The organism is Plantactinospora sp. DSM 117369 (assembly GCF_053764795.1).
Map to the genome: position 1 here is coordinate 5,588,403 of NZ_CM132446.1, position 25,866 is coordinate 5,614,268.

General features: G+C 68.9%; 20 protein-coding genes and 1 pseudogene. 3 read left to right on the plus strand and 18 right to left on the minus strand.

Going from position 1 to position 25,866, the window contains the following annotated elements; translation table 11 throughout:
- Nucleotides 1–24: 24 nt before the first annotated feature.
- From ACSMXO_RS24395 to ACSMXO_RS24440, 10 genes are all read right to left on the minus strand, one after another.
- Nucleotides 25–306, minus strand: coding sequence for an excalibur calcium-binding domain-containing protein (locus ACSMXO_RS24395; RefSeq protein ID WP_455413912.1), 282 nt, complete (start codon nucleotides 304–306; stop codon nucleotides 25–27).
- Between the two features lie 185 nt (nucleotides 307–491).
- A complete protein-coding gene (locus tag ACSMXO_RS24400) occupies nucleotides 492–4,232 on the minus strand; it encodes a glycosyl hydrolase (protein ID WP_455419302.1) in 3,741 nt (1,246 codons plus the stop codon).
- 4 nt (nucleotides 4,233–4,236) lie between these two features.
- Nucleotides 4,237–6,534 (minus strand): beta-galactosidase, encoded by a 2,298-nt coding sequence (locus ACSMXO_RS24405; protein WP_455413913.1) that lies wholly within the window; start codon nucleotides 6,532–6,534, stop codon nucleotides 4,237–4,239.
- A 224-nt stretch (nucleotides 6,535–6,758) separates the two neighbouring features.
- Complete coding sequence (locus ACSMXO_RS24410; protein ID WP_455413914.1) at nucleotides 6,759–8,303, minus strand: exo-alpha-sialidase; 1,545 nt, start codon at nucleotides 8,301–8,303, stop codon at nucleotides 6,759–6,761.
- Nucleotides 8,304–8,420: 117 nt separating this feature from the next.
- Nucleotides 8,421–10,046 carry an FAD-dependent oxidoreductase gene (locus ACSMXO_RS24415; protein WP_455413915.1) on the minus strand — a complete coding sequence of 542 codons (1,626 nt, stop codon included), beginning with the start codon at nucleotides 10,044–10,046 and terminating at the stop codon, nucleotides 8,421–8,423.
- Entirely contained in the window at nucleotides 10,039–10,947 is a 909-nt protein-coding gene (locus ACSMXO_RS24420) for a dihydrodipicolinate synthase family protein (RefSeq protein WP_455413916.1), read from the minus strand. The genes ACSMXO_RS24415 and ACSMXO_RS24420 overlap by 8 nt, the downstream gene beginning before the upstream one ends.
- Nucleotides 10,948–10,975: 28 nt before the next feature.
- Nucleotides 10,976–11,812: a carbohydrate ABC transporter permease gene (locus tag ACSMXO_RS24425; RefSeq protein ID WP_455413917.1), complete on the minus strand. Its 837-nt coding sequence runs from the start codon at nucleotides 11,810–11,812 to the stop codon at nucleotides 10,976–10,978.
- Entirely contained in the window at nucleotides 11,805–12,653 is an 849-nt protein-coding gene (locus ACSMXO_RS24430; RefSeq protein WP_455413918.1) for a carbohydrate ABC transporter permease, read from the minus strand. The genes ACSMXO_RS24425 and ACSMXO_RS24430 overlap by 8 nt, the downstream gene beginning before the upstream one ends.
- 158 nt (nucleotides 12,654–12,811) lie before the next feature.
- A complete protein-coding gene (locus tag ACSMXO_RS24435; protein WP_455413919.1) occupies nucleotides 12,812–14,062 on the minus strand; it encodes an ABC transporter substrate-binding protein in 1,251 nt (416 codons plus the stop codon).
- Entirely contained in the window at nucleotides 14,059–14,844 is a 786-nt protein-coding gene (locus ACSMXO_RS24440) for a FadR/GntR family transcriptional regulator (RefSeq protein ID WP_455413920.1), read from the minus strand. The genes ACSMXO_RS24435 and ACSMXO_RS24440 overlap by 4 nt, the downstream gene beginning before the upstream one ends.
- A 146-nt stretch (nucleotides 14,845–14,990) precedes the next feature.
- Between ACSMXO_RS24440 and ACSMXO_RS24445 the strand changes: the two genes are divergently transcribed.
- Nucleotides 14,991–16,409 carry an FAD-dependent oxidoreductase gene (locus tag ACSMXO_RS24445; RefSeq protein WP_455413921.1) on the plus strand — a complete coding sequence of 473 codons (1,419 nt, stop codon included), beginning with the start codon at nucleotides 14,991–14,993 and terminating at the stop codon, nucleotides 16,407–16,409.
- Between the two features lie 145 nt (nucleotides 16,410–16,554).
- On the opposite strand, the gene ACSMXO_RS24450 is transcribed toward ACSMXO_RS24445, so the two are convergent.
- A complete protein-coding gene (locus ACSMXO_RS24450; protein ID WP_455413922.1) occupies nucleotides 16,555–17,337 on the minus strand; it encodes an LLM class flavin-dependent oxidoreductase in 783 nt (260 codons plus the stop codon).
- Between ACSMXO_RS24450 and ACSMXO_RS24455 the strand changes: the two are divergent.
- A pseudogene (locus tag ACSMXO_RS24455) lies at nucleotides 17,304–17,393 on the plus strand (DUF7919 family protein); the annotation flags it as partial. The gene ACSMXO_RS24450 and the pseudogene ACSMXO_RS24455 sit on opposite strands and share 34 nt — an antisense overlap.
- 198 nt (nucleotides 17,394–17,591) lie before the next feature.
- Here the strand turns inward: ACSMXO_RS24455 and ACSMXO_RS24460 are convergent.
- Entirely contained in the window at nucleotides 17,592–17,843 is a 252-nt protein-coding gene (locus ACSMXO_RS24460) for a hypothetical protein (protein WP_455413923.1), read from the minus strand.
- A 312-nt stretch (nucleotides 17,844–18,155) separates the two neighbouring features.
- Here ACSMXO_RS24460 and ACSMXO_RS24465 point away from each other — a divergent pair, with 312 nt between their 5' ends.
- On the plus strand, nucleotides 18,156–18,371 hold the full coding sequence (locus ACSMXO_RS24465; protein WP_455413924.1) for a hypothetical protein: 216 nt from the start codon (nucleotides 18,156–18,158) through the stop codon (nucleotides 18,369–18,371).
- On the opposite strand, the gene ACSMXO_RS24470 is transcribed toward ACSMXO_RS24465, so the two are convergent.
- The 6 genes from ACSMXO_RS24470 to ACSMXO_RS24495 form a co-directional block, all read right to left on the minus strand.
- Nucleotides 18,360–19,013, minus strand: a complete 654-nt coding sequence (locus ACSMXO_RS24470) for a hypothetical protein (RefSeq protein WP_455413925.1) — start codon at nucleotides 19,011–19,013, stop codon at nucleotides 18,360–18,362. The two genes, ACSMXO_RS24465 and ACSMXO_RS24470, sit on opposite strands and share 12 nt — an antisense overlap.
- 111 nt (nucleotides 19,014–19,124) lie before the next feature.
- A protein-coding gene (locus tag ACSMXO_RS24475) for an IS3 family transposase (protein WP_455413926.1) occupies nucleotides 19,125–20,326 on the minus strand; the annotation gives its coding sequence in 2 pieces (ribosomal slippage) (nucleotides 19,125–20,089 and nucleotides 20,089–20,326; 1,203 coding nt in all).
- Between the two features lie 1,332 nt (nucleotides 20,327–21,658).
- Entirely contained in the window at nucleotides 21,659–21,853 is a 195-nt protein-coding gene (locus ACSMXO_RS24480; RefSeq protein WP_455413927.1) for a flavin reductase family protein, read from the minus strand.
- Nucleotides 21,854–22,058: 205 nt separating this feature from the next.
- Nucleotides 22,059–23,195 carry an MsnO8 family LLM class oxidoreductase gene (locus tag ACSMXO_RS24485; protein ID WP_455413928.1) on the minus strand — a complete coding sequence of 379 codons (1,137 nt, stop codon included), beginning with the start codon at nucleotides 23,193–23,195 and terminating at the stop codon, nucleotides 22,059–22,061.
- 37 nt (nucleotides 23,196–23,232) lie between these two features.
- Nucleotides 23,233–24,597 (minus strand): NtaA/DmoA family FMN-dependent monooxygenase, encoded by a 1,365-nt coding sequence (locus ACSMXO_RS24490; protein WP_455413929.1) that lies wholly within the window; start codon nucleotides 24,595–24,597, stop codon nucleotides 23,233–23,235.
- A gap of 36 nt (nucleotides 24,598–24,633) precedes the next feature.
- The gene (locus ACSMXO_RS24495; RefSeq protein WP_455413930.1) at nucleotides 24,634–25,839 is read right to left on the minus strand and encodes an LLM class flavin-dependent oxidoreductase; all 1,206 of its coding nucleotides are present in this window, start codon (nucleotides 25,837–25,839) and stop codon (nucleotides 24,634–24,636) included.
- Nucleotides 25,840–25,866: the final 27 nt, after the last annotated feature.

Sequence of the window (25,866 nt, forward strand, 5' to 3'; positions counted from 1 at the left end):
GGTCCCGGGCTCTCGCGTCCGGACCTACTCGCATCCGACGCCGTCACCGTCCCGGTCCAGATGGCGGCCGTAGCCGGGTAGCCCCCGCCGGATGGGATCCGCGCCTGCGGCCCGTACGGCTGCACAGTTGGCGTAGTGCACGTCACCTTCGGAGCCGGCACGCACCTCCCCGGTCAGCCGCTCACAAGCGGACCAACCGCCGGCCCGTCCGCCGTGAATCTGTTCAACGAGTACGAACACGCGGCGTAAAAGACCAGGCCAGCGCACATGACTGAGTTTTGGAACGCCACAGGCTGGGCGGCACACAGAGCCACCGTCACGGCACCTGAGCCGACCTTACGAGCGCCGCAGGTCACCGGTGACTCCGGAGGCTATGTGTTCACCGCGATACGGCAGTTGCTGGCCGCACACCGGGTATGGGACCGGTCCCCCAGCGGTCGCCTGATGCACCCGCTCGCCCTCGGGCCGGCCCCACCACCCGACATCGCCACTCATGCCCTGGCTGCCACCTCGCTGATCTGGACGTTCCTGGTCGGACGAACCGGATCCCAGGTGTCGGTGATGCGCAGCCGCAGGTACCGGGCAGTGATCGCGGCAAACGAAACGGTGCCGCCAGCGGAAGGATGGCCGGGCACGGTGGCAACCATCCGCCACGATCTGCTGTCGTTCGACGCCTCGATGGTGAAGGTACGGACGCCGAAATCCGACTGTCCGCCGACCGTGACCGAGCTGACCGAGACTGGCGCGCCGAAGTCGAACCCGAACATCGCGGGGTTGTCTGCGGTCGGGCCCTGTCCGGCGGACTTGCCCCACGACGAGTAGTACGTGCCCGGTTGACCGTCCACGGCCAGCTCTGCGGGGAAACGATCCTGGCCGGTTTCCGCGATGAGCCGTGGGTACCGCGCTCCCTCAGTGTTGAGAGCGAGGTTGTTCGAGTGGCTGAGCCACTGTTGCGTGGTAGCGGTCAGGCCGTTGCTGGCCCGGGCGGTTACGGTCAGTACGCTGGTGCCCGAGTCGGGACCGGAGTTGCGCACTGCGGCAGGGATGATCGCCGAGCCGCCGGCTGGGACGACGATGGCCGGTGGCCCTGTCGCGGTGATTCCGATCGGGCCGGTGGCATCGACGTTCACCCGTACCGGCTGGTTCGAGGCGTTGGTAACCAGCATTCCCGCCTCGGTGTACCCCCCGGACGCCAGCGGAAGCATCCGTTGCGTCGGCTCCACCGTGAGCACTGCGGCGGTGGCGGCGTATGGGCGAATCGATACCGGGCCGAGCAGACCATAATCCATTCGGGGCTGGGACGCGGCACCGGTGCCCGGAGCGACCCGGACGGCATTGCGCAAGGTGGAGGCGACCCGCACCGTGATGGTGTTGTCGCCGGGGCGCAGATGGGCGCTGACGTCGACGCGGCCGAGGTCCATCGGGTTGACCGGTGGCAGGTCGCGGCCGTTGACGTTGACCCTGACCGTGTCGACGACCGTGCCGAGATCGAGGTGTGCACCACGCACTCGGGTCCAGTCCGGACCGAGCCGGACCCGCGTGGTGTAGGTACCGACCCCGGAGACGTCGGCGAAATCGTCATTGAGCTGCGACCACGCGGGCAGCGTACGGTCCGGGTTGGCGGACACGGCCACCGGCCCGATCGTGGTGCGCGCGGTGTCGCCGGGCAGGCCGGACGGTCCGGGCGTCCAGCTGTCCACGGTCAGCGACCAGTCGGTCAGCCGCACCGGTTGCGGTGCCAGGCCGCCGGGCCCGGTCCCGGTCCCGGAGGCTACGGAATCACGGATGGCGGGGCCGGGGAACGTCGTGTCGCGGCGGGCGGTGACGGCGATGACCATCGCGTCGTGCCCGGCCAGCCGCACCGGCAGGGTGACTGTCCCCCGACCCTTGCGGTAACCGGGGATCGGTGTGATCCCACCGGTCCACGTGTCCAGACGATAGGGCACGCCGTCGCCGGTCAGGGTCAGATTCTGGTAGGTGGTGGACGCGCTCTGGTTGAACAGGTAGTAGTAGTCGACCCCGGCACCGTGCCGGCGTACGTCGAGGATCGCGTCGGACGGCGTCACGTGAGCGGCGGCGGCGCGGATCCCGGCGCGCTGCAGCGCACCTGGGACAGCGGCCTCGCTGTCGACCCGCACCACCCCACGTTGGCGCAGCAGCTCGGCGATGACCGCGCGCAGCTGGGGGTCCTGGTCCGGCTGGTAACCCGGGGTGCTGCTGGGCAACTCGCCGAGAATCACCACGGGCAGGCCCTGCCGGGCCATCCGCAGGATGGTGCGCGCGGTGTCCAGGGGCAGGGTCGTCTGGTTGTTCAACAGCAACGCGCGGTACGCGGACGCGTCGGGAAAGAGCGCGCCGTGGCGTACCGTCGCGTCTGGATCACGCAGGTGGGCCGGGCTGACGTACTCGTAGGTGTACCCGGCGGAAGCCATCGCCGACGAGTCGGGAATCAGCTTGTTCGCCGACGTGCCGGTCAGGCCGATGCCGAAATCCTGCCAGTACACGGCCAGGTCGAAGCGCGGCTTGCCTTGGCGCAGTACCAGCTGCATCCGGGCCAGGTGGTCATTGACCTGTCGGTAGTCGGCCCAGTTCGGTCCGCCCTTGGCGCCGAAGGCCTCGGAGTACGAGGCGTTGCCGCCGTAGCTCATTCCGGGCCAGATCGACTGCGCGGCGGAGCCGGCCGGACCGCGGCTCAGGTACGGAAAGCCGTGCCAGACGAGTTGGTTGACGCCACCGGCGTAACCCCGGTAAACCGCCTGCAGGTTGGAGGTGTCGGAGGCGTCGCCCACCGTGGACCCCCAGACGTTGCCCCGAAACGCGCAGCATTCGTCGGAGACGACCGGGGCGCCGGAGAGGTGGGCACCGGCGGCCACGACTTTGTAGTTCTGCACGTTGCTGTGCGCACTGTCGTTACGGCCGAACGCCAGCGACTCACCCTCGGGGACGTCGATGTGGCTGGCCGCCTCGGCAGCGTCGATCGCCTCTCCGTACGGCTGCGCACGGGTCTTCATGTGGTGCTCGCGGGTCCATTCGCGCAGCACGTCGAGTCGGTACGCGATGTACAGGTCGCTGAGCGTCTGCCGGTAGTCGGTACGGACCCGGTCACCAACACCGTCGGCGAAGTCGAAGTACGGCTGGCCGGGGAACCGACCCGGCAGTCCGCCCTGGGCGCCGGCGCCGGCCAGTGCCGGCAGCAGGCTGACCGGGGAATAGCCCCGCCGTCGCGTCCACTCGGCGACGAAGTTCGACGTCCACTTCTGAGCACCCAGCTCCAGCGAATCCTCGAACAACTCGGTGGTGGTCAACTGCTCCAGAAGTGCCTGGACGTCCGGGGTGAGAATGTTGTCTTCGTAGAAGTCGATCACCGCTTGGGCGCCGGCCGGGCTCAACGTGTCGAGCGCGTAGTTCGTGACGGTCGCGGTGTAGCCGTTGAGGTTGCCACCGTTCGGGGTCTGGTAGAAGGCGATCAGCGCGTAGGTGCTCTCCGCGTCGCCCGGGAACACCATGTCCAGCGTGCCGTCGGCGGCTACCTGGGCGGTGACGTCGGTGACGCTGGTTTGGTCCAGCAGCCGGGGCGATGACTGGCTGGCGCACTGCGGGTCGACACACTTCGCGACCAGCGCGGCGATGAGGGTCCGGTTGGCCCCGGCCGGCGGCGCGGTGTCGAAGTTGGTGGGTAGTGCTCCGGTGCGCCTCGTGCCACCGGCGCCGAACTCGTGCGAGAAGACGATCTTCTGGGCTGCGGCCGGGTGGTTCACGTCGGCCACCGTCGGCACGGTCGCCGGCCACCGCGGGCCAATGGTGAAGTCGAGATTCAGACCGGTGTCCCGGGCCGCCGAGAGCATGGTCTCAACCTTTTCCGTCCACAGCGGCGTGCCCCAGCCGTAGGTGGACAGGAACGGGTTGGTGCGGTGGCCGGGTCCCTCGGACAGAAACGGGGCGACTTCGGCGCCGCCCGCACCGGCCTGTTTCATCTGGGCCAGCTCGGCGGCCAACTGTTGGTCGTCGGTGTACGCCAGCGGCATCCACCAGCGATACTTCGGCCGCACCGAGGTCGGCGGGTCGGCGAAACTGTCCCGGGTGAGCAGCGGCACGGCGACCGGACGGGTGCTGGATGCGACGTCGGGGTGGGCGGTCGCCGTCGAGCCGGTCACGACCAGTGAGGTGGCCGCGACGGTGACGGCCAGCAGGTAGACGACGGCGCGGTGGCGGCGTGAACGAACGAGTCTCATCGGATCACCCCCGCCGACCCGGGTCGAGCCGGAAGAGGTAGGTCTCGTGCTCGCCGCACTCGATGGTGAAGCTGTCGGTGTCGCGCGCCAACGGTGTGCGGCTCGGGTCGAAAGCGTCGGTGACGGCCGCCACCGTCCGGGGCAGGCGAATCGTACGCGGCCCGTCCTGCGTCGCGTGGAGGGCGATGAACTCGTGGTTGGCGTAGAAGACGTCGTCCACGTCGTTGTAGATGTGCACCCCCGCTTCCCTGGCGGCATTCTGTAGGAATCGCGGTGGAATGCGCGGCCCGACCGTGTACGTCGAGTAGCCGCCCCGACGGTGCGGGACGCGGACGACGCCGGGAAGCGTGGTGCCGTTCACGTTGGCCAGCACCTCAACGTCGACACCGGTCGGGTGGATCAGCGGGTTCCCCTTCACGCTCGTGGTGCCGAACAGGGTGCCCGTCGCGACGCCGGCCAGCGCCGGGGAGTCACTGGCCACCGTCTGCACTCGAAGGTCCACCGTGGGCAGCTCGGGCGCCGCCACCTCGATTCCGGTCAGGTCGCGAACCCCGGCCACACCGGGAGCGCCGTGGCCGAACCAACCCGCGCCGTGGCCCCACAGGAAGCTCCTGCCCTGGTCGCGCAGTCCTTTGACGACCTGACGGAGGTGGCGGTCGACCTTGATGCTGTTCAGGAAGATGAACAGCTTGTGGTGGTGCGTCCGACGGTCGTGCAGGTCCTGGGCGTGCAGAATGTCGTAAGGCGTGCCCATGCGCCCCAGTTCGAGTCGCTGCCCGTAAAGGAACTGCTGGTTGTGGTTGCGGCTGTGGCTGAAGTAGGCATAGCTCTCCTCGTCCACGACCACCGCGACCTGGGCGGCGGAGCGGCGGTCCGCCCGCATCGACTCGGCCACCAGGCCGCGCGCGTTCGCCATGAAGGCCATCATTTCGGGGTCGTCGTACCAGCCGCCCCACATGTCGAACCACCACAGCCCGGCGCCGGTCGCCAATGCCCGGGCGAGGTTGTTCTTCAGCAGCGCCAACGTGATCGTCGGGTCCTCAGGGCCCAGCCACAGGCTGCTGTCATACTGCCCGGGCACGCTGCCGGTCGGGTTGACCTCCGGCGCGACGACCGACAAACCCTGGCTGAGGTGGGTGCGCGTGTCGGACTCGCTCATCCACAACTTGCCGTGCAGCTTGACCGAGTCGGTGAGGCTGAAGTAGGCCCAGTCGTTGCCGGGCTGGCGACGGGCGTAGCTGTTCGGGCTGGCGAGGAACTCGACCTGCGGCGACGCGAGGACCTGGCGTAGGGCGTTCTGTCCCACGTCCACCTGGGTGGTTTCCATGTTGTAGCCGTAGAACGCGCCGGCCAGGGCGCTGTCACCGACCTCCTGCTTGACCACCCGGCAGAAGTGGATGACCGCATCGGCCACCGCGTGCGAGTGGAACTGGTAGTAGTCGATGGATGGTTGCTCTGTGGCCGGGTCGCGCAGGACCCGGCTCTCGTCGCCGAGGCGCGCGGTCGCGTCCGGGATGGTCGCCGTGTGCAGCGAGACCGTGTCGTCCTGCCAGGCTGCCCGTAGTGCCCGGTCGGTCCGGTAGGTACGACGTAGCCAAACGCGGAAGGCCTGCTGGTGTGACCGGCTGTATTCCGGGAAACGGTCGCGGTTGCCGTGGTACATCCACTCTTCGGTCTGGCCGGCCCCGAGGTGGTACGCGATAACCGACCGCCCCAGGGGCGACCGCGAGTTGTGCCGGATGAGTGCCCGCAGCACGTCGCCCGCCTGCCGCTTCCACACGGTCGAGCTGAACGACTGGCGCAGGGTGCCGCCGTCCGAGGCGACGCTGAGCTCGTCCGGATGGAGCGCCTCCCACCACTCGGGCACGTCGAGGTTGACCCGTAGGAGCACGAGCGCGTCCGGACGTGCGTCGAGCACCCGCGCCAGGTCTTCGTCGACGGGAGTGAAGTCGTACTCGTTGGGCCCTTTCCAGATGCCAGGGCGGAACGGTCTGATCCCGCTCGTGGAGTTGATGCCCCGGTCGCCGAGGAACGAGGCCACGCTGAACAGGCGGTAGCCGGCATCGGCGAAGTCACCGAACTGGCCCCGGTGCGGGAGATAGGTCATGTAGGCGACCGCCGGCAGTGGCTGGCCGTTGAGCAGGATCGCCGGGGCACCGTTGTGGTCGCCGACGGTGACTCGGCGGCGCGACGGGTGTTGGCCGGTGGCGAATGCGGGCTCGGCTTGGCCGAGGACGGCGGCCGTCGCGGTCAGCGCCGTCGTCGTAATGAGACCTCGTCGGGTCAGGTTCGGATTGGACATCTCGGCGTGCCGTCCTTCCTCGAAGGCGGGAACTGCACCTGATCTATGTCGGAAAGCTACTGACACCAGGCTTACACTGTCAATAAGTTTCGTGCCGGATGGCCCATCATCCGCCCTGGTCACACGGGACGCCGATCCAATATGGACGGCCTCGGTCAGCCCATCCCCGGGGGCGGAGACAGGCTGATCGAGGACCGCGGCCGTACGCTAGCCGGACTCCCGCATCACCACACCACGGCAGCGGTTTCCCGCCAGCGTTCGGCGGACCCGGCGGTGTCGGTCGACCGGTAGGCGACCGTGTGGTAGCCCGGCGCGAGGATCAACCGGCCGTCTACTAGGCTGGCGGGCCGGCCGTCGACGAGCACTTCGGTGCCCGCCACCGGGTTTGCACCGCCGCTGACCGCGGTGAACGTGGCCGTCTCGCCAGCGATGTGGATAGTTGTCGACGGACCGTACGGGAACGCCTCCCTGGCCCGGAACCAGTCGTTCGGCAGCGACAGGTGACCGGTCCCGCCGAAGCTCCCCGGAGCCGCGTAGTAGACGAGGTGGATGCGGTCCCGTGCGTAGAGCATCGCCGGATAGTGGACCCGGGCGTTGCTCCGGTACTCGATCTGTCGGTAGTTGGTCCAGGTGACGCCGCCGTCCAGACTGATCCTCGACGCCAGCACCCGTCGGCTGCCCTCCGGGGCGTCCGCCGTGGTGATGAGCACGATCCCGGGGCCGTTCGGCATCCGGGTCAGCAACGGTGGCGCGGCCGGGTGAGTGACGTCGCTGCGTTCCGGCGTGGTCCAACTCGCGCCAAAGTCCCGGGATCGCGACTGCCACAGGAATCCCTGCGTGGTGCGCATGAGCATCAGCAACTGGCCCGGACCGTACTCGGCGATGGCCGGCTCGATGAGACCGAGCCGGATGTCGGCTCGCAACCCGCCCGGGGTCTGGTTGGTCCAGGTCCGGCCGTGGTCGTCGGAGGTAAAAATGATGACGGCGCGGCTGTCCGGATCCGACAGCTTGATGTTGATCGCTTGCAACAGCCGCCCGGTGGACAGCACGTACAGGCGCGCGTTGCTACCCGTCATGTAGCCGAACGAGCCGTCCGTGATGGTCGTCGGACTGCTCCAGGTGACGCCCTCGTCATAGCTGCGGCTGAAGACCTTCCAAGCGGAGTCCGTCGCCTCGGCGACGGTGTAGCTGAGGCCCAGGCCACCGTCGGCCATCCGGACGACCGACGGCTGGATGAAGCTCTGCGTACCGCCGAGCTGTCCGAACAGGATCGACTCGGTGGACCAGGTGGCACCGCCATCGCCCGAGGTACGCGCGGCAATGGTGGACGCGGAAAGGTCGCCCAGCCCTTCGTAGCGACCGTAGGTGTACATCAGCCGGCCGTCGCGCAGCTCCACCAGCGAACCTTCGCCGTTGCGGGGATTGCCGGGCATCGTGGGCGCCACCACGGTCGCACGGGTCAGTGAGTTGATGGCCGCCGTGGTCACCGGGGACGAGACGGCCCAGTCGGTGTCACCCTCCGCGGTCCGTGCCCGGATCCGGAACACGTACGTGGTGCTGGCGGCAAGACCGCCGGCGGTGAAGGCATGGGCGGTACCGGGGGTCGAGCCCTGGGCGGTCCAGGTGGCGGGTGTGGGTTCGCCGGCGCCGTCGGCGACTGTGCCGGCCTCGATCTCGAACCGTTGCGGGCGTGGTATGCCGTACGTCCATCGCCAGGCCAGTGCGACGCTGGAGGCGGTCGTGGCGTGCGCGAAAACGACCTGCGGCACGGGTCGTGGATTCGGCGAGGCTGCGACGGGGGTGGCGGCGAAAACCTGCGCGACGGCGACGCCGACGGCAGCGGTTGCGAGCAGCTGTCTTCGCGGTTTCAAGGTCGGTCCTTTCGATCAGTAGCCACGGACCTCGGGCCACCGCAGCTCGATGCCGTGACTGGTGAGGATGCTCTGAAAGGTGCCCAGGTGCCGGGGATCTTCCCGCACCTGGTGAGGTTCGGTGCCGTGGCCCAGGCAGTAGGCGGCAAGGTGTCCGGCGGCCTCGCCGATGTTCCATTCGACGGGGTGGACGCGGTAGCAGCCGTTGGTGATGTGCGTGGTACCGATGTTCTTGGCGGCTGGGAGCAGGTTGCGCATGCGCACCGGCAGGAGGGCACCGAGGGGGATCTCAAAGGGGTGGGCGGCGGCGTACATTCGCGCGCCGCCGTGGGTTCCGGGGTGGAGGTCGATCTTGTAGCTGCCGATGCCGACGCTGTCGGCGTGCCGGACGGCGCCGTGCTCACCACGGTCGGCGACGGCGATGTCGTGTTCCCGGATGGTGGTGACCGCCCGGATGCGCCGGCTCTCCCGGATGTACGGGGCCATGGCCAGGCCGTCGGGTGTGCCAGTGACGTCAGGACGCAGTCGCAGACCGGGGAATCCGGTGCCGCCGTCGGCCCGAGGCGCCTCGGTCTGCAGCCAGTAGAACAGACTGAGGCTGAGCTGCCGCGCCGCACGCAGGTTGGCCTCCGCCAACGTCGCCGGCACGTCCACGATCGACCCGCCGTGGTAGTCGTTGGCCGACCAGTTGACCAGGGTGATGTCGCTGGGCGGGGACGGCGTGAGGTTGTGTCGGCACAGCAGCCGCCGGAAGCGCCACAGGTCGGCGATCGGGCTCCAGCCGGCCGGCGGGGCAAACCGGCCGGTGTGGGAGGCGGAGACGATGACCTTTTCGTCCGACGCCGCATCCGGGTTCGGTCGCAGGACTCCGTGGCCGGGTTCCGGGTTCGGCCAGCCGATCTGCTGTGCGGGGCGGACCGGGGCATCGGCCGCCCGCCAGCGGTCGTAGTCGGCGGGCCGGTCGATGGTGTGGTCCTCCCCGGTCCGGTGGTCCATCGCGAAGCAGACGGTGAATCCCTGCATGCGCTGCGGCTCGGCGTCTGCGGCGGCGTGCGGCTCACCGGTCTCGCCGGCCGGCTCGGCTCCGGTGACGTACTCGACCCCGGCCAGGGGCAGCAGGTCACCCGTTTCCGTGGCATCCAGGACGTAGTCGGCGTGGATGTCGACCTCGTGACCGGTCGCCTCGTCGACGAATCGGACGGAGGTGACCCGGTCGGCGTCTGCGGTGGCCGCGATCGGGCGGTGTGCGTGGAGCACCTGGACGGTGCCGGCCGCGCGGTGTGGCGCCATCATCGCCTCGATGACGGCCAGGGCGACGGTGGGCTCGTGACACAGGACGGACACGGAACCGCGTCCCGGGTTGAGGTGGCGGGCCGCCCGCGCCTGGGCGGACAGTGGATACCACCGCCGGTAGTACTCGCGTATGCCGTCGCGCAGCGAGCGGTAGCTGGCCGTCGCGCCGAACTGCTCGATCCATGGATGTTCGTCCGGTGGCACCGCCTGGGAGGTGAGCTGACCGCCGAGCCACCGGGTCGGCTCGGTGAGAATCGCGCGATGCCCGCAGCGTGCCACGGCGAGCGCGGCGGCGACCCCGCCGAGCCCGCCGCCGACGATGAGGATCCCGGTGCGCAGCTCACTCATCGGCCGCGTCCAGGACGGGCACGCCCGCTCGACGCAGGACGGCGCGGATACGCTCCACCCCGCCCGGGTCGAGGCGGGGCAGCGGTGCGGTCAGCTCGGGGCCGCACAGCCGACGCAGGCTCGCGGCCGTCTTCAGCGCGCTGAGCCAGAACCCCGCCTCGTACAACCCGAACAACGTGTCGATGCGCGCCTGGGCCCGGGCCAGGGCCGCCCGGTCCCCTGCGGCGGCGGCCCCGATCGCGGCGGTCACCACGTCCGGGTCGATGTTGGCGATGCCGGCCACGGCCCCGTCCGCGCCATGGTCGAGGCTGCGGGCGATGAGCCGCTCGGCGCCCTGGAACACCGCGAGACCGTGCTGTCGGGCCGCGTCCGACAGTTGGGTGTACGCGTCCCAGTCCGCGCTGGAGTCCTTGAGCGCCACCACGTTCGGCAGGACCGCCACGGCGTCGACCACCTCGGGCGTGATCGGGTTCTGCGTCGCCGAGGGCAGGTTGTACAGGACGATCGGGGCCGGGGTGCTGGCGGCCACGGCGTGCAGATGCTCCGCGACGGGCTCATGCCCGTCGAACACGAAGTACTGCGGAGCCATCACGACCACGGCGTCGGCCCCGGCGCCCATGGCCTGTTCGGCGGCCTCGATCACCCGCCGGGTTCCTGCCTCGGGTACGCCGGCCAGTACCGGCACCCGCCCCGCCGCCTCCGCCTGGAACGCCTTGACGACTTCGGTGCGGACGGCGGTGGTGAGGGTCGGGCCCTCACCGCAGGATCCCAGAACGAACAGCCCCGACACTCCACCGTGGACGAGGTGTTCGGTCAGCCGGGCCACCGCCGGCAGGTCCACCGTGCCGTCCGGACGCAGTGGGGTGATGACCGGTGGGATGTTGCCCCGCAGTTCGATCACGTGGTTCCTTCCATGGATGGGGTCTGCCTCAGCGCACGGCACCCTGGGTGATGCCGGCGATGAAGTGCCGCTGCATGGCGAGCAGGCAGACCACCAACGGCAGGATCGACAGCACGGTCCCGGCGGTGATCGCCGACCAGGGTGAGATGGCGGTGTCGCCGAGCTGGATCTGGCTGTGCAGGAAGGCCAGGCCCATCGGCAGGGTGAACTGGTCCGAACTCTGCAGCATGATGAGTGGGAGGAGATAGGCGTTCCAGCTGCTCAGGAACAGCATCAGGCCGGCCGCGCCGAGCCCCGGCCGGATGAGCGGGAACGCCACCTTGAGGAAGGTCGACCACTCGCTGGCGCCGTCGAGGCGGGCGGCGTCGAACAGCTCGTCCGGTAGCTGCCGGAAGTACTGGCGGAGCAGGAACAGGGTCAGCGCGTGCGCCGCCAGCGGGAGCACCACCGCTGCGTACGTGTTGAGCAGGCCGAGTTCCCGCATGATCGTGTACTGGGGAATGACCGTGACGTACTCCGGGATCGCGAGGCTGGCGATCACCATCCCGAACAGGATGGAACGCCCGGCGAAGACGTGCCGCGCGAAGCTGAATGCGGCCAGCGCGCTGACCGCCAGTCCCAGCGCGGTGGTCGCAATGGCGATCAGCAGCGTGTTACCCAACCACCGCGGAATCTCGGTGTCGGTCAACGCGATGAGGTAGTTGTCCAGGGTCAGCCGGGCGGGAACCGGCGATGGGTCGGACAGGTCCTCGACCGGCTTGATGGAGGACAGCACGAGCCAGTACAGCGGAATGGCGGCGAACAGCGCGATGACCGCGAACATCACGTAGTAGGGCAGCCGCCGGGCCAGAGTGCGTTCACGCATCGGTCTTGCTCCTCAGCAACCGGGTGATCACCAAGGTGGTGGTGATGATCAGAAGGGCGAGCAGGACGGACGACGCCGCGCCCTTGCCCAGGTCGAACTCGAGGAAGGATGTCTGGTAGATGTACATCACCGCGGTGAGTGTCGACCGGGCCGGGCCGCCCTCGGTGAGAACCTGCGGTTCGGCGAACAGCTCCCACGCGGCGATCGACGCCGCGACGAGGACGAACATGGTGACCGGGCGCAGCAGTGGCAGCGTGATGTTCCAGAACCGGCGCCACGGCCCGGCGCCGTCGATCTGTGCGGCCTCGTAGAGATCGACCGGGATGGCCTGCAGGCCGGCGAAGAGGATGATGGCGTAGTACCCGACGACCCGCCAGACCCGCAGCACGACGATCGACCACGGAGCCAGGGCCGGGTCACTGAGGAACCCGATCGGCTCCACGCCCAGCCTGGCCAGGCTCTGGTTGATGAACCCGAGGTTCTCGTTGTACAGCAGGTCGAAGACCATCGACACGGCGATCAGCGACATGGTCACCGGGATGAAGACGAGGATCTGTACGGCGTTGCGGGTCCGCGCGCGGAGCTGGCCGAGCCCGACTGCCACGACCAGGCACACGGGTAGCAGGAGCGCCAGGTAGGACAGCAGCATCGTGGTGGTGTTCCCCAGCGCGGTCCCGAAGATGGGATCGTCGATCGCCCGCTTGTAGTTGTCGATGCCACTGAACGTGGGACTCGCGCCTATCGGCCAGTCGGCGAAGCTCATCCCCGCGGCCAGTAGGACCGAACCGGCACCGAAGGGGAGGAACAGGGCGAAGAACGGGGCGATGAACAGGTACGGCACGTACGGCCGGTACGGGCGCTGGTCGCGCCTGGCGCGACGACGGCGAATGCCCGGTGTCTCTGGCGGGGGCGGCACCACCTCGGCGGTTTCCTGGACAGACCTGGTAGCGATCGGTGTCCGGCCCTCGGACCGGCTACCGGGACGAATCGCTCGCACGGCTAGCGACGCCGCAGCTCGGCGAGGGACTCGCTCGCAGCCTGCTGCGGTGTCCACTTGCCGAGCAGGGTCTGGTCCAGCGCGTACTGGACGGTCTTGGTGACCGCAGCCCAGTCGGCATAGCTGAACGGCGGCAGGGTGACTGCGGCCAGTTCACTGCCGATCTTCTGGCCGAAGTACGGGTTCGGCTGCTCCGGCTCCAACAACTGCGCGGTCGGCTTGTAGCCGATCAGGCCGAGTGCCTGCTGCTGCGCCCTGAGCCCTTCCGGGGTCAGCCACCACTTGACGAACTGGCGTACACCGTCGGGGTTACGGGTACGGGCCAGGCCCGCGTACAGGCTGCCGCCGAAGCCACCGGTCTGGACCGGTGCGTCAGCGGCCCACTTGGGCCAGGTCAGCAGGCGCCACTTGCCCGCCTGGTCCGGCACGTTCTTCGGCAGGGTGAGCGATCCTACCGAGAAGTTGGCGCCGAACCCGACCACCGTCTCGGCCTTGACCGCGTCGAAGAACGACGGTTCCGCCCAGTAGCCGCGGTAGGCGATCTCCTCCTTTCGGCGCTGCGCGAAGTAGTCAAGGGTGTCGGCGACCAGCGCCGCATCGGCGACGACCGTGCCGTCCTCGGCGATCCACCGCCCGCCTCTGGAGTGGTAGAAGCCGTTGAAGTAGTTGAACCCGTCGACGCCACCCGGCTGCAGGAACAGGTATTTCTTGCCGCCGGTGGCCTGTTTGAGCGCACGACCGGCCTCCGCCATCGCGCTCCAGGTGTCCAGGGCGTCGACGTCGATGCCGTGCCTGGCGAGGGCCTCGCGGTTGACCCAGAGCCCCATGTTGCCCGGACCCATGAGAAACGCGTGGATCTTGCCGTTGAAGCCGAGTAAATAGCCGGGCGGAAAGTCCTTCTCGAGCGGGCCGAGGGTGTCGGTGAGGTCGAGAAACTGCCGGGTCCGGAAGAACTCGTCGGATCGGCGCAGAACGAGTTGGGTCACATCGGGCAGGCCCGTACCGCCGGTCAGCGCTACGAGCAGCCGCTCGTGCAGGTCGTCGAGCGAGTAACTGACGATGTCGACGTCGAGGTCGGGATGCGCCGCAGCGAACGCCTCGAGATGTTGCTTCTGGTTGGTGGAGAAGGTCCAGATCGTCAACTTGTTCGAGGACTCTGTGCCGGAATCGTCGTCGCCGCACGCGGGCAGCAGCGATACACCGGCGAGGCTGGCGACTCCGCCGAGCAGGCGTCGTCTGGTGATGGTGGTCATGTGTCATCTCCCGATGGAACGGCCGTTGGCGTACCAGCGTCTGAGGTGGACGGGCGAGCGTTGCTCGCGAGGCGCTCGCGGGCTCCCGTGAGCAGTCGTTCGGCGTCGCGACGGGCAAGCCAGTCCCGGAGGTCGGCGAAATGGTCGCTCATCGCGGCAGCGGCACTTGCGTCGTCGCCGGTCCGCAGCGCGTCGACGATCGCCTGGTGCCGGGCGGCGCGGGCGTCGGCCGCCGGAGGGGTCCGGTCCAGTCCGTGGCGCATCCGGTGGAACACCTCCCAGAACAGGTCGATCATCTGGAGGACGAGACGGTTGTCGAGCGGTTCGAACAGCCGCCGGTGGAACTGGCGGTCGAGTTCAGCGGCGATCGGCTCCGCCTCGGCCTGCTGCATCGATTGCGCCAGCGCGTCGAGTTCCCGCAGGTCGGACGGTCTGATCGCCTGGCGCACCTTCGGCATCAGTCCCTCCTCCAACGACTCACGCAGCTCCAGCAACTCACGAAGGTTGCGTTCACTGAGCTGAAACCCGTACGGCAGGTTCTCCAGGATCGGCGCGAACGAGAACTCCGCGACGTAGACACCGCCACCATGGCGCGCATGCAGCACGCCGACCGACTCCAGGGACTTGATCGCCTCGCGGAGCGACAGGCGACTGACGCTGAACGCGGAAGCCAGTTCGGCCTCCGATGGCAGTGCGTCCCCTGGGCGCAAGCCATGCTCGTCGATGTACCGGCGCAGATCCTCCTGGATCCGCCGGTAGAGCGGAATTCTCCCGGTAGTCATCAGATCACTTTAGAGGATTCATCTGCTAACCTGCCGACTCATCTGATGTGTTGCAACCGTAGGGGCCGTGCGGGCGACAGTCAAGAGCCCGACACGGCACCGACCCGGTACGTCAGCTGCCGGGCAGAGGCACCAGAGGAGTGAAGGTGACGAAGGCTTCTGGTAACCGTGGCGTCGTGGTCGTCGGCGGTGGCGCCGCCGGCATCGCAGCCGCCGTGTGTGCCGCCCGCGCTGGCGCGGCGACCACCCTGATCGAGGCACAGGGCTTCGTCGGCGGCAACTCCGCGATCCTGCCCTGGTTGGGATTCCACTCCCGGGACTACCGTCAGGTCGTGCGCGGTATCGCCGCCGAGCTCGTCACCGACCTCCACCGTCAGGGCCACGCATCCGGGTTCGTCCTCGACCCGGTCTGCGGCTCCGCGGTCTCGCTGGACAACCACCACTACCGGATCCGGGTCATGCAACTCCTCCACGACGCCGGGGTACGACTGCTGTTGCACAGTCCAGTCGTCGGTGTCGACCGCCGCGACGACCGCGTCACCGCCGTGCACGTTGAGAACAAGTCCGGGCGGCAGTCCATCCCCGGCGACATCTTCATCGATGCCAGCGGCGACGGAGACGTCGGATACCACGCGGGCGCGACGTGGTCCAAGGGCCGCACGGCCGATGGACGCGTTCAGGCCCCGACCCTGGTCTTCCGCGTGGGCGGCGTCGACCGTACCGCCATGGTCGAAGGATTGCGCCGCGACCACGGCCTCTTCCGCGACCTGCTGGCCGACCACCCGACCGTCCTGGCCAAACTACTCGACCGGCTCCCCGAGCAGGACGTCATCGTCTTCGGCGGGTTCACCCGCGCACTCGCCGAAGCCAGACAAGCGGGCACCATCGATGTACCAGCCACCCGCGTCGTTGGCGTCAAGACCCACCCCACCGACGAGTTCGCGGCCGTCAGCACGAAAGTCGCCGACTTCGATCCCACCGACACCGCCGCGATCAGCCGGGCCTACACCGAGGCCTACGCCCAGATTCCACAGCTGCTCGCGTTCTTCACTAAGGCGATCCCCGGCTTCGCCGGTTGCCGCCTGCTTGAGATCGCACCCATGCTCGGTATCCGGGAGAGTCGGCGTGTCCACGGCGACTACCTGCTCACCACCGACGATGTCAGCACCGGAGCGACGTTTCCTGACGCTGTCGCCATCGGCGCCTACCATATCGACATCCACCGCCCGGACGGCTCATGGGTCGACTCCAGGAGTGTACGGCCCTACGACATCCCGCTGCGCTGCCTGACCGCCAAAGGGATCGAGAATCTCCTCATCGCTGGAAAGTGCGTGTCCGCCAGCCACGAGGCCTTGGCGTCCACCCGCGTCATACCAACCTGCATGGCCCAGGGCCAGGCCGCAGGCACCGTCGCCGCACTCGCCGCCGCCCGGGACACAGGCCCCCGCGAGGTTCCGTACAGCTCCCTGCTAAACCGCCTTCGGCACGACGGAGCGCAGCTGCGAGAGACACTCCCACCCGCCGACCCCGCCCTGATCGAACGGTACGGAGCACTGCCCACCTGACCGGAAGTGTGTCGATTTCCGTGTTTGGGCCCGTCGCGTGATCGAGGTTGTTAGAGCGGCGAACTTCCTCATCGAGGCCACCGGCTGGCACCGTGGCGTCCGGCGATAGCACGGCCTACGCCCCGGTCGCCGGCCCGGCGGCTGGCTATCCTCGCGAATCGCGCCTACCACCGCGACCTTGCCTCGCGGGCGGCCGAGAGCGGCTCCAAGCTGGAGCTGCGCCTCGTCGCTGCCGCACAGGCCACTTTGAGCGGCGCCAGCCAGTCGGCGTCCCCAGCGGGCGTGCGCCGTGTTGGAGTGGGGTCCGGCGTCGACCAGGTGGTAGCCGTAGGGCGGTCGCCCGCCGAGGTGCCGAACCTGATCGCGGGCTTGCGCGCGCATGGCCATCATGGTGCGGAACCGGGCACGGAGCACTTCCCGTTTCGACTGGTGCCCAAGCAGCATGACCAGGGCCTGGTGGGTGGGGTCGTTCAGGTCGACGGGGCCGCAGGTCTCGGGAAGCCACAAGCGCGGCGGGACTGTTGCCGCCGATCCAGATCGGGGGGTGTGGGACGCGGGCCGGGCGGGACGCGGGATGGACGTTGTCGAAGTAGACGGTTTCGCCGTGGAAGGACGCCAGGTCGGTGGTCCAGAGTTCGCGCAGGGCGAGGAGACATTCATCGGTGAGTTTGCCGCGCCGGGAGAACGGAATACCCAGGGCATCGAAGGCGTCTGTCGCCCAGCCGATTCCGACGCCGAGGATCAGCCGGCCACCGGAGAGCTGGTCGAGGGTGGCGGTGACGCGGGCCAGCTGTAGTGGGTGGCGTTGGGGCACCACCGCGACACTGGGCCCGAGTTCGATGCTGTGGGTGTGGGCGGCCAGCCACGCCAGGGTGGTGAACGCCTCGTAGAACGGTGCCGTCAGGGCCGGGCGCGATGTTCGCTGCACCGTCGCTCATCTGGCATTACGTCACTGCCCATTCCTACCGACCGCCGGCTGAGTTCATCGAGGCCGTGGGGCAGTATGACCAGGGCTGGACTTCGGGAGCAGGCCCCTGGATACCCCACGATGCCGCGGCGCATCACGTTCGACTGACCCGAGGCGCTCGTTGGCGTCGCGCCCATCGCGTAAGATCCGGACGCTGTCGGCAAGTCCGCTCGTGGCGACAGCCAGTCCATTGCCGGCCGGAGCCTGGTCCGGCGTCAAACGTCGAGCCGGCCCGGGACGGCGTCACCTCGGCCGGAGGTCAGTACCCTGCGCAGGCCCCGACCAAGAAGATTCAATTGGTGCGCGGGCATGTCGAGGACGAAACGCTGTTCGACCGGCAGGCCCAATATGGCGGCTGCTTCCTGGTCGAGCACGAGCCGCAGCTCGCGGTCCCTGATCTCGCATTCGCGCACTCCGCCGTAATGCGTGGCCTGGCCTGGGTCGACCACCAAGCAGTACGTATCCATGCCGAGCTCGATCTCTTGATCGTCGTCGGCGCCGTAGCTGTCGGCGTACGGGCTTCGGCGCAGAGCCAGGTACGCCAGACGTACACACCCCGGGAGGTCTGCCGCTTCGGCTCCGTCGGCCGCCTGCTGACCCCGTGATCTTCAAGCCGCTGCTCACGCTGGCTTACCACTGAAGTCGGTCGGCGCCCGGATCGCGACTAGAAGCGGATGTTGTAGGAGATCTCGGCCAATCATCTGAGCGGGGCTGCCCGGACATTGCGGGTAGGCGCTTCGATAACCCAACGTCTTTCCTAGATGTGCGATGCTCCAGGCATGAGGATCACGGCTGCAATCGTGGTGATCGTCCGATTGCTGGCGCTCGCCGTCCTGAGCTGGCTTCTGGTGGCCTTCGCCTCCCCGACACCGGATCCGTTCGTTGTCGGCGTTGGCTGGCTTCTGGCGATGGGGGTTGTGCTAACTGTCCCCCAGTCCCGCCGCTTCGTGGTGCGATGGGTGGGCACCGGCCAGCTGACGCGCTCATCCCAGTAGCCCTTTACACCCGTCAAGCATACGCACGTCGGCATGATCGGACGGCGCGCCAGCCGTACGACGCCCACGCTCTGTGACCCGTGCGCACCCACCGCCGCGCGTGCTCTGCGGCAGAAGCGGACGCCGAGACTGACGTGCGACGTCGGGCGAGGTGCCGATATAGTCGCCGCCCTGAATCCGTGAAGCGTAGGGACAGTGATGCACAGGACTCTTCGAGCTATCGGGTACCGGCGTGATTCGTCGGCGTCGGACAGCTTGCCGGACGTTCGTGACTTCGTCGATGAGAGCGTGCCTGCTGACGCGCGCACTGCCGTGGTTGGTATCTCCGGTCGGGCACCTGCTTCGTCGCGACGGCAGGGTTTTCGCGGTGCCGGATCTGCGGGGTGGCCAACGGTAGTACTGACTTGACTGATGGCTGCACGGCAGGAACTGGGCCTCGAAGACCGGCTCGAGCACGATCTTCACCGCCGCCTGCACGATGCGGTCACAAACCGCGGGAATCGACAACGGCCGCTGTTCATTGGTACCCGGCTTCGGGATGAACACCCGACGCGCCGGCAACGGCCGCCAGCTACCGTCCCGCAGTTCGCTGGCCAGCTCGTCCAGCAGCCAGGCCACCCCGTACTGCGCGACCTGGTCCAAAGTGGTCCTATCGATGCCCGGCGCACCGTTGTTCCGGCGAACCGCGACCCACGCACGCCACAAGACGTCCCTGCGGAAGACTGAGGTTCCCCCCGGGATGTGGACACCGGGTTATGCCGCGATCTGTTGCAGGGTAGCCGGTGTGAGGGTTTGTTCGTAGTCGGCGGGGCTGAGGTAGCCGAGTGCGGAGTGGCGGCGCCGGTGGTTGTAGAAGGCGATCCACCGGAACACGTCGCGGCGGGCGTCGGGTTCGGTGGTCCAGCGGTGGTGGTCGACATCCAACTCTCGTTTGAGGGTGGCGAAGAACGCCTCGGCCAGGGCGTTGTCGTACGAGGATCCGATCCGCCCCATCGAGCGGCGGATGCCGTGCCGTTGGCAGGCGTCGGCGAAGTCGCGGCTGACGTATTGGGCGCCCCTGTCCGAGTGGAAAATCACGCCGTCGACTCGGCCGCTCCGGGCGGCGACTGCGGCGTCCAGGGCGTCGATGATCAGGCTGGTGCGCATGTGGGTGTTGATCGACCAGCCGATCAGGCGGCGGGTGGCGATGTCGATGACGGTGGCCAGGTAGAGCCAGCCGCCGCCGACGCGGAGGTAGGTGATGTCGCCGCACCACCGCTGGTCCGGTGTCGTGGCGGTGAAGTCCCGGCCGATCAGGTCCGGCGCCGGCGGGGCGGCCGGATCCGGGATCGTGGTGCGTTTGCGGCGGCGTAGGTGCCGGCCCACGATCTCCCGCTGCCGCATGATCCGCTCGACTCGCTTGCGGTTGACCCGCACACCCCGGTCGCGCAGCTCGACGGTCACCCTCGGGGACCCATAGGCGCCACCGGAGTCGGCGTGGATGATCCTGATCTGCTCGGCGAGGGCGTCCTCGGCGGCGGCGCGGGCCTGCCGTGCGGGTTCGCTGGCGGCCCAGCGGTAGAACCCGGAGCGGGACACGGCCAGGATCCGGCACAGCCGCTTGACGCTCCAGGTGGCGCGGTGGGTGGAGATGAACCGGAAGCGGCTGGTCACCGATCCATCTCCTTCGCGAAATACGCGGCTGCCTTGCGCAGGATCTCCTTCTCCTGCCGCAGCTCAGCCACCTCACGCCGCAGCCGGGCGATCTCCGCGTCCTTGTCCGCCACCGACAGAGCGTCCCCACCCGATGCCGGACCCGTGCCGGTTTGCCGCTCCTGCTTACGGACCCAGTTCCGCAGCGTCTCGTGACTCATCCCCAACTCGCGGGCGACCTGGTTGATCGGCCGACCCGACGAACGGACCAGGTCAACCGCGTCACGCTGGAACTCTTCCGTGTACTTCGATGGACGCCCCAACGGGGACACCCCTTCCTCTGGACCAACGTCCAGTTTCAGGGTGTCCACATCTCAGGGGGAAGCCCAGACCTTGTCTCGCAGCGCATGGAACCGACGCCCGGGATCGGCCTTGGCCGCCCGGTACAGCGCATGCTGCAAAGCTCGGACCGGATCCAGCACGGACCCCGAAGCGGCGGAACTAGCCGAAACGGCACTCACCGGGCACCCCTTCATCAGCAGTACGCATCGACGAAGCAGCGGCCCTTCCCTCACCGGCGGTTATGTTGTCCACTCGGCTCAACCAGTACTACGGCCGCCTCCGACTCCCTCCCGGCACGGGATCCACTTCCCGGCGCGAACCGGTTATAGGACCCGACTCTCCGACGCGCATCCGCAGCACCCCGGGCCGGGGAGGGCCTCCCCAGTTCCCGCCGCCACCATCCGAACGTTCCGCGCCCCATACGCCGGGGAGTTCCTCGCGGCTGCAATCCAGGAACTACACCGCTTCCACGGCCTTCACCCTGAATTCGGGGGCTCGGCACTCCCTCTGCCCCACCCCAACGGGCAGGACCTCTAACGACGCCGCAGGCTTCGCGTCAAGCTACGGACCGCTCAGTCGCTCCCCCTGACAGGGCCTTCGACGCTGCGCTTCGACACCGGCCGTTTCCAACCGATGCCGGCAGCCTGCTACCGGGCCTCCTGGCAGCTACCCGGACCGGACTTCCACCGGCAAGCGACGACGAGCTTACGACCACGATGAGCTACACACTCACCTCCAGGTCCGCTGGGCGCACGAAAGACCGAGGCTAGTAGCAACCAGCATCGACATCCTCACCGGCGAACCTTGACAAACCAGATACCGGCCTAACTAAACGGCGTTGCGACTAGCGCGGCTCCAACTGGATGATGACGTTGCCATGCAGGGCGACGCCGGCCAACCGGCTACGCCCGACACCGCGCGCTGGCCGGACCGGATTCGGTCAGGCGCACGGCGGATGGGTGATGGTGAAGTGCGACGAGGTGCCGCCCCAGCCACCGTTGGGCTCCGCACAGCCCGACCAGCGCTGCCCGAGGATCTGGGACATGTGCGGCGTGGCGTACTAGGTCACGAGAAACCGGGTGTCGGCGGCGTCCGCCGCCGGGGCGGCCGGCGGGGACACGACGAGCGGTCCGACCAGGACGGTGACGAACCCGACAACGCCGAGTCTCCACATCGCCGTCAGGGCTAACCTAACTCGACACACAACCATCGATCCTCCTCGGAGCCGGGACGTCGCGTCGACGCCGCGCGGGACGACGGCTACCGGACGGCGGGCGTCCCCGCGCGGGACAGTTCCCAACGCAGTTGGACCGTCACCGTTCGAGGCTGCGGTACTGGCTGGCGTGGAAGACCAGCGGCGCGATCTCGACGTCGCCACCGAGGTCGTGCACCCGGAGCAGGACAATGTCGTGGTCGCCGGCGGTGATCTGCTCCAGCAGGGTGCAGTCCAGCCACGCGCTCGCCCCGTCGAGGAAGACCGCACCCCGGTCGGAGACCCGTCGGCGCACCGTCGACGACGGCGGCGATCGCGACGACGCCGGTGGGAAACGTGGAGAAGACCCGCCGCAGTTCGCGGTGGTCCAACGCCTGCCCCAGACTCATCCGAGGCTCCGGACCGCCGGCACCCGACACCCGTCCGGACGCTGCCACGACGTGTCGACGATGGTGATGAGATCCATGACTCCCCTCTCAACGCGTCGGCGAAGGTACCGGTCAGCCGTGCCGGCGTTGCCACTCCTGGGCGAGCAGCCGGTAGGACCGCACCCGGTCGGCGTGCTCGTGGGTGATGGTGGTGATGATCAGCTCGTCGGCGCCGGTCGCCTCGCGCAACAGGTCGAGCTGGTCGGCGACCTGTGCCGGGGTACCGACGAACTGGGTGTCGACGCGGTCGGCGACCAGCTCGCGGTCGGCGTCGGTCCAGGAGTAGGCCCGGGCCTGCTCCGGGGTCGGGAACGGGATCGCGCCCTCGGCGGTCCGGATGCTGCGTACCCAGAGCCCGTAGCCCGAGGCCAGCTCGCGGGCCTCCGCCGCGTCCTCGGCGACGACCACGTCGGCCGAGACGCTGACGTACGGCCGGTCCAGCTCCTCGGAGGGCCGGAAGGCCGCCCGGTATGCGTCCGCGGCTTCGAGGACGGTACCGGGGCTGACGTGGTAGTTGGTGGCGAACCGCAGCCCGTTCTCCCCGGCGACGCTCGCGCTCTCGCCACCGCTGCTGCCGAGGATCCAGATCTGCACCTGCGCACCCTCCCCCGGCACCGCGTGGGCCTCCTCCCCCTCGGCCGACCGGTAGGTGCCGTGCAGCAGGTCGAGGATGTCCCGGATCTGTTCGGTGTAGTTCTGCGACTGGGCACCCGGCAGGTGCAGCAGCGTCTTCTGCAACGCGAAGCGCGGCGACGTGAGCAGGTGCGCGAAGGAGAACTTCGGTGGGATCAGCAACCCGTTCGGGGCCCGACCGCCGACGACCCTGCTGCCGCCGACGAGTGCCGGTTCGGCCTTCGGTTCGGTCGGGCGTCCGCCGGACCGACCGAGACCGAGGTCCAGCCGACCCGGGTGCAGGGCGTCGATCAGCCCGAACTCCTCCACTGTCGACAGCGCGGTGCGGTGGCCGAGCTGCACCGCACCGGATCCGATCCGGATCGTCGAGGTGGCCGCCGCGGTGAGCGCCAGCAGCACCGCCGGCGACGTACCGGCGACCCCGGGATTGAGGTGGTGCTCGGCGAACCAGTAGCGGGCGTACCCGAATCGTTCGGTCTGCTGGGCGAGGTCGATGCTGTTGCGCAGCGCCTCGGTGGCGGTCGATCCCGAGGAGATCGGGACCAGGTCGAGTACGGCAAGTGGTGGAACGGTCATGGCAGCACCCTTCTCCGACGGCCGGTACCAGGAACGTTCATCGATCCACCCCGACGGCCACCGGGGCGCCGAGGCCGAGATGGTCGCGCAGGGTCTCGCCCTGGTAGTCGGTGCGGAACACCCCCCGCTCCTGGAGCAGCGGGACGACCCGGTCGGCGAACCCGTCCAGCCCGCCGGGGGTGATGTGCGGGACCAGGATGAACCCGTCGCTGGCATCGGCCTGCACCAGGTCGTTGATGCCGTGCGCCACGGTCTCCGGCGCCCCGACGAACGTCTGCCGGCCGGTCACCTCGATGATCAGTTCCCGGATCGACAGCTTCTTGGCCTCGGCGCGTTCACGCCACTCTCGGGCGGTGGCGATCGGGTCGCGGTACATCCGCACGCTGGCCCGGCCCCGGGAGACGGTGTTCTCGCCCGGGTCGGGGTCGATCTCGGGCAGCGGCCCGTCCGGGTCGTAGCCGGAGAGGTCCCGGTTCCAGAGCTGCTCCAGGAACTTGATCGCGGTCTGCCCGCTCACCTGGCGCAACCGCACCTCGTGCGCGAGTTCCTGAGCCTCGGTGTCGGTGTCGGCGAGTACGAAGGTGGAGGCCGGCAGGATCAGCAACTGCTCCGGCGTACGCCCGTATCGGGCGAGCCGGCCCTTGACATCGGAGTAGAACGCCTGACCGGCGGCGAGGGTGTCGTACCGGCTGAAAATCGCGTCCGCCGAGGAGGCCGCGAACTCGCGTCCCTCGTCGGAGTCGCCGGCCTGGAGGATGACCGGCCGCCCCTGGGGGCTGCGGGGCACGTTGAACTGCCCGGTGATGTCGAAGTCCGGGTCGGTGTGGTGGAAGGCCCCCGGCCGCGCGTCGCGGAGGAAGACGCCGCTCTCCTTGTCCGCGACGATCTCGTCGCCGTGCCAGGAGTCGAAGAGTTTCCAGGTGGTCCGCAGGAAGTTGCGGGCCCGCTCGTAGCGCCGTTCCTGGGGCAGGAAGCCGCCGCGCCGGAAGTTCTCGCCGGTGAACGCGTCCCAGGAGGTGACGACGTTCCAGCCGGCCCGGCCGGCGGAGAGATGGTCGAGGCTGGCGAACTGCCGGGCGACCTCGTACGGCTCGTTGAAGGTGGAATTGATCGTCCCGGCCAGCCCGAGCCGCTCCGTCACCGCCGCGAGCGCGGCGAGCACGGTGAAGGTGTCCGGCCGGCCCACCACGTCCAGGTCGTAGATCTGGCCGTTCTGCTCGCGCAGCCGCAGCCCCTCGGCCAGGAAGAGGAAGTCGAACTTCGCCCGCTCGGCGGTACGGGCGAGATGGGCGAACGAACTGAAGTCGATGTGGCTGCCCGCCTCCGGATCACTCCACACCGTGGTGTTGTTGACGCCGGGAAAGTGGGCGGCCAGGTGGATCTGCTTGCGTGGTCTACTCATGGTCGATGACCCCTTCCGCGATGCTCGGCACAGCGGTCACACGGCCGCGTAACGGTTGACGGGTCGGGCGAGGCCGAGCAGCCCGCGCAGGGTCTTCGCCTCGTACCCGCGGCGGAACGCCTGCCGCCGTTGCAGTTCCGGCACGAGTACCCGGGTGATCTGCTCCAGGTCGTGCGGCACGGTGCCCGGCCGCAGCCGGAAGCCGGCGAGCCCGGCCGCCTGCCATTGGCCCAGCAGGTCCGCCAGGTCGCCGGGGGTGCCGACGAACACCTCGGCGTCGCTGGAGAACTCGCCGCCGGAACGCTCGTCGAGACGCGCCCTGCGGGCCCGCGCGCTCGCCGCCGAGTCGTCGAGGAAGACGACCAGATCGGCGAAGACGTGTACGGTCTGTTCGGCCCGGCCGGCGGCGGCCTGCTCGGCGCGGATCTCGGCGACGATCGCCCGGGCCTGCTCCGGATCGTGCGGGGTCACAAAACCGATGTCGGCGCCGCGCCCGACCAGGCGGTACGGCACGCTCTGGTGTGCCAGCGCGCCAACCACCGGCTGCCCCTGCGGCGGGCGCGGTGTGATCGACGGGCCCTTGACGCCGAACCAGCGCCCCTCGAAGTTGATGTAGTGCAGCTTCTCCCGGTCGACGAACCGCCCGGTGGCGACGTCCCGGATCTCGGCGTCGTCCTCCCAGCTGTCCCAGAGCCGCCGGATCACCTCGACGTAGTCGGCCGCCTCCTCGAACAGGTCGGCGATCAGCCCCTGCACCGCCGGGCCGGTGAACTCCTCGGTACCAAGCCGGGGCAGCGTACGGCGACCGAAGTGCGCCGCCTCGTCCGATCGGACCGACACCCGTACCTGCACACCGGCCCGCCCGGTGGAGACGTGGTCCAGGGTGGCGATGGCCTTGGAGAGGTGGAACGGCTCGGTGTGCGTGACCACCGCCGTGGGGATCAGGCCGACGTGCCGGGACAGCGGGGCCACCCGCGCGGCGACCAGTACGGCGTCGAGGCGCCCGCGCACCTGGTCGGTACGCCCGTCCGGCTCGGTGTGGCGCGACGACTGCAACCCGAGCGAGTCGTCGATCGTGACGAAGTCCAGCAGGCCCCGTTCCGCCTCGGCCACCAGGTCGGCCCAGTAGCGGGCGGTGAGCAGCTCCGCCGGGCGGGCCCGTGGTTCCCGCCACGCCGCGGGATGCCAACCCGCACCGTCGAGCGCGACGGCGAGATGCAGTGGGTGCGGTGAATCGGCCATGGTGCTGCTCAACTTCCTGCTCGGAGG

Coding starts and splice junctions, on each gene's coding strand:
- ACSMXO_RS24485 (WP_455413928.1), bottom strand. CDS start 23,195: ATGACCGTTCCACCACTTGCCGTACTCGACCTGGTCCCGATCTCCTCG.
- ACSMXO_RS24495 (WP_455413930.1), bottom strand. CDS start 25,839: ATGGCCGATTCACCGCACCCACTGCATCTCGCCGTCGCGCTCGACGGT.
- ACSMXO_RS24425 (WP_455413917.1), bottom strand. CDS start 11,812: ATGCGTGAACGCACTCTGGCCCGGCGGCTGCCCTACTACGTGATGTTC.
- ACSMXO_RS24400 (WP_455419302.1), bottom strand. CDS start 4,232: ATGAGACTCGTTCGTTCACGCCGCCACCGCGCCGTCGTCTACCTGCTG.
- ACSMXO_RS24435 (WP_455413919.1), bottom strand. CDS start 14,062: ATGACCACCATCACCAGACGACGCCTGCTCGGCGGAGTCGCCAGCCTC.
- ACSMXO_RS24460 (WP_455413923.1), bottom strand. CDS start 17,843: ATGGATACGTACTGCTTGGTGGTCGACCCAGGCCAGGCCACGCATTAC.
- ACSMXO_RS24440 (WP_455413920.1), bottom strand. CDS start 14,844: ATGACTACCGGGAGAATTCCGCTCTACCGGCGGATCCAGGAGGATCTG.
- ACSMXO_RS24490 (WP_455413929.1), bottom strand. CDS start 24,597: ATGAGTAGACCACGCAAGCAGATCCACCTGGCCGCCCACTTTCCCGGC.
- ACSMXO_RS24465 (WP_455413924.1), top strand. CDS start 18,156: ATGAGGATCACGGCTGCAATCGTGGTGATCGTCCGATTGCTGGCGCTC.
- ACSMXO_RS24415 (WP_455413915.1), bottom strand. CDS start 10,046: ATGAGTGAGCTGCGCACCGGGATCCTCATCGTCGGCGGCGGGCTCGGC.
- ACSMXO_RS24405 (WP_455413913.1), bottom strand. CDS start 6,534: ATGTCCAATCCGAACCTGACCCGACGAGGTCTCATTACGACGACGGCG.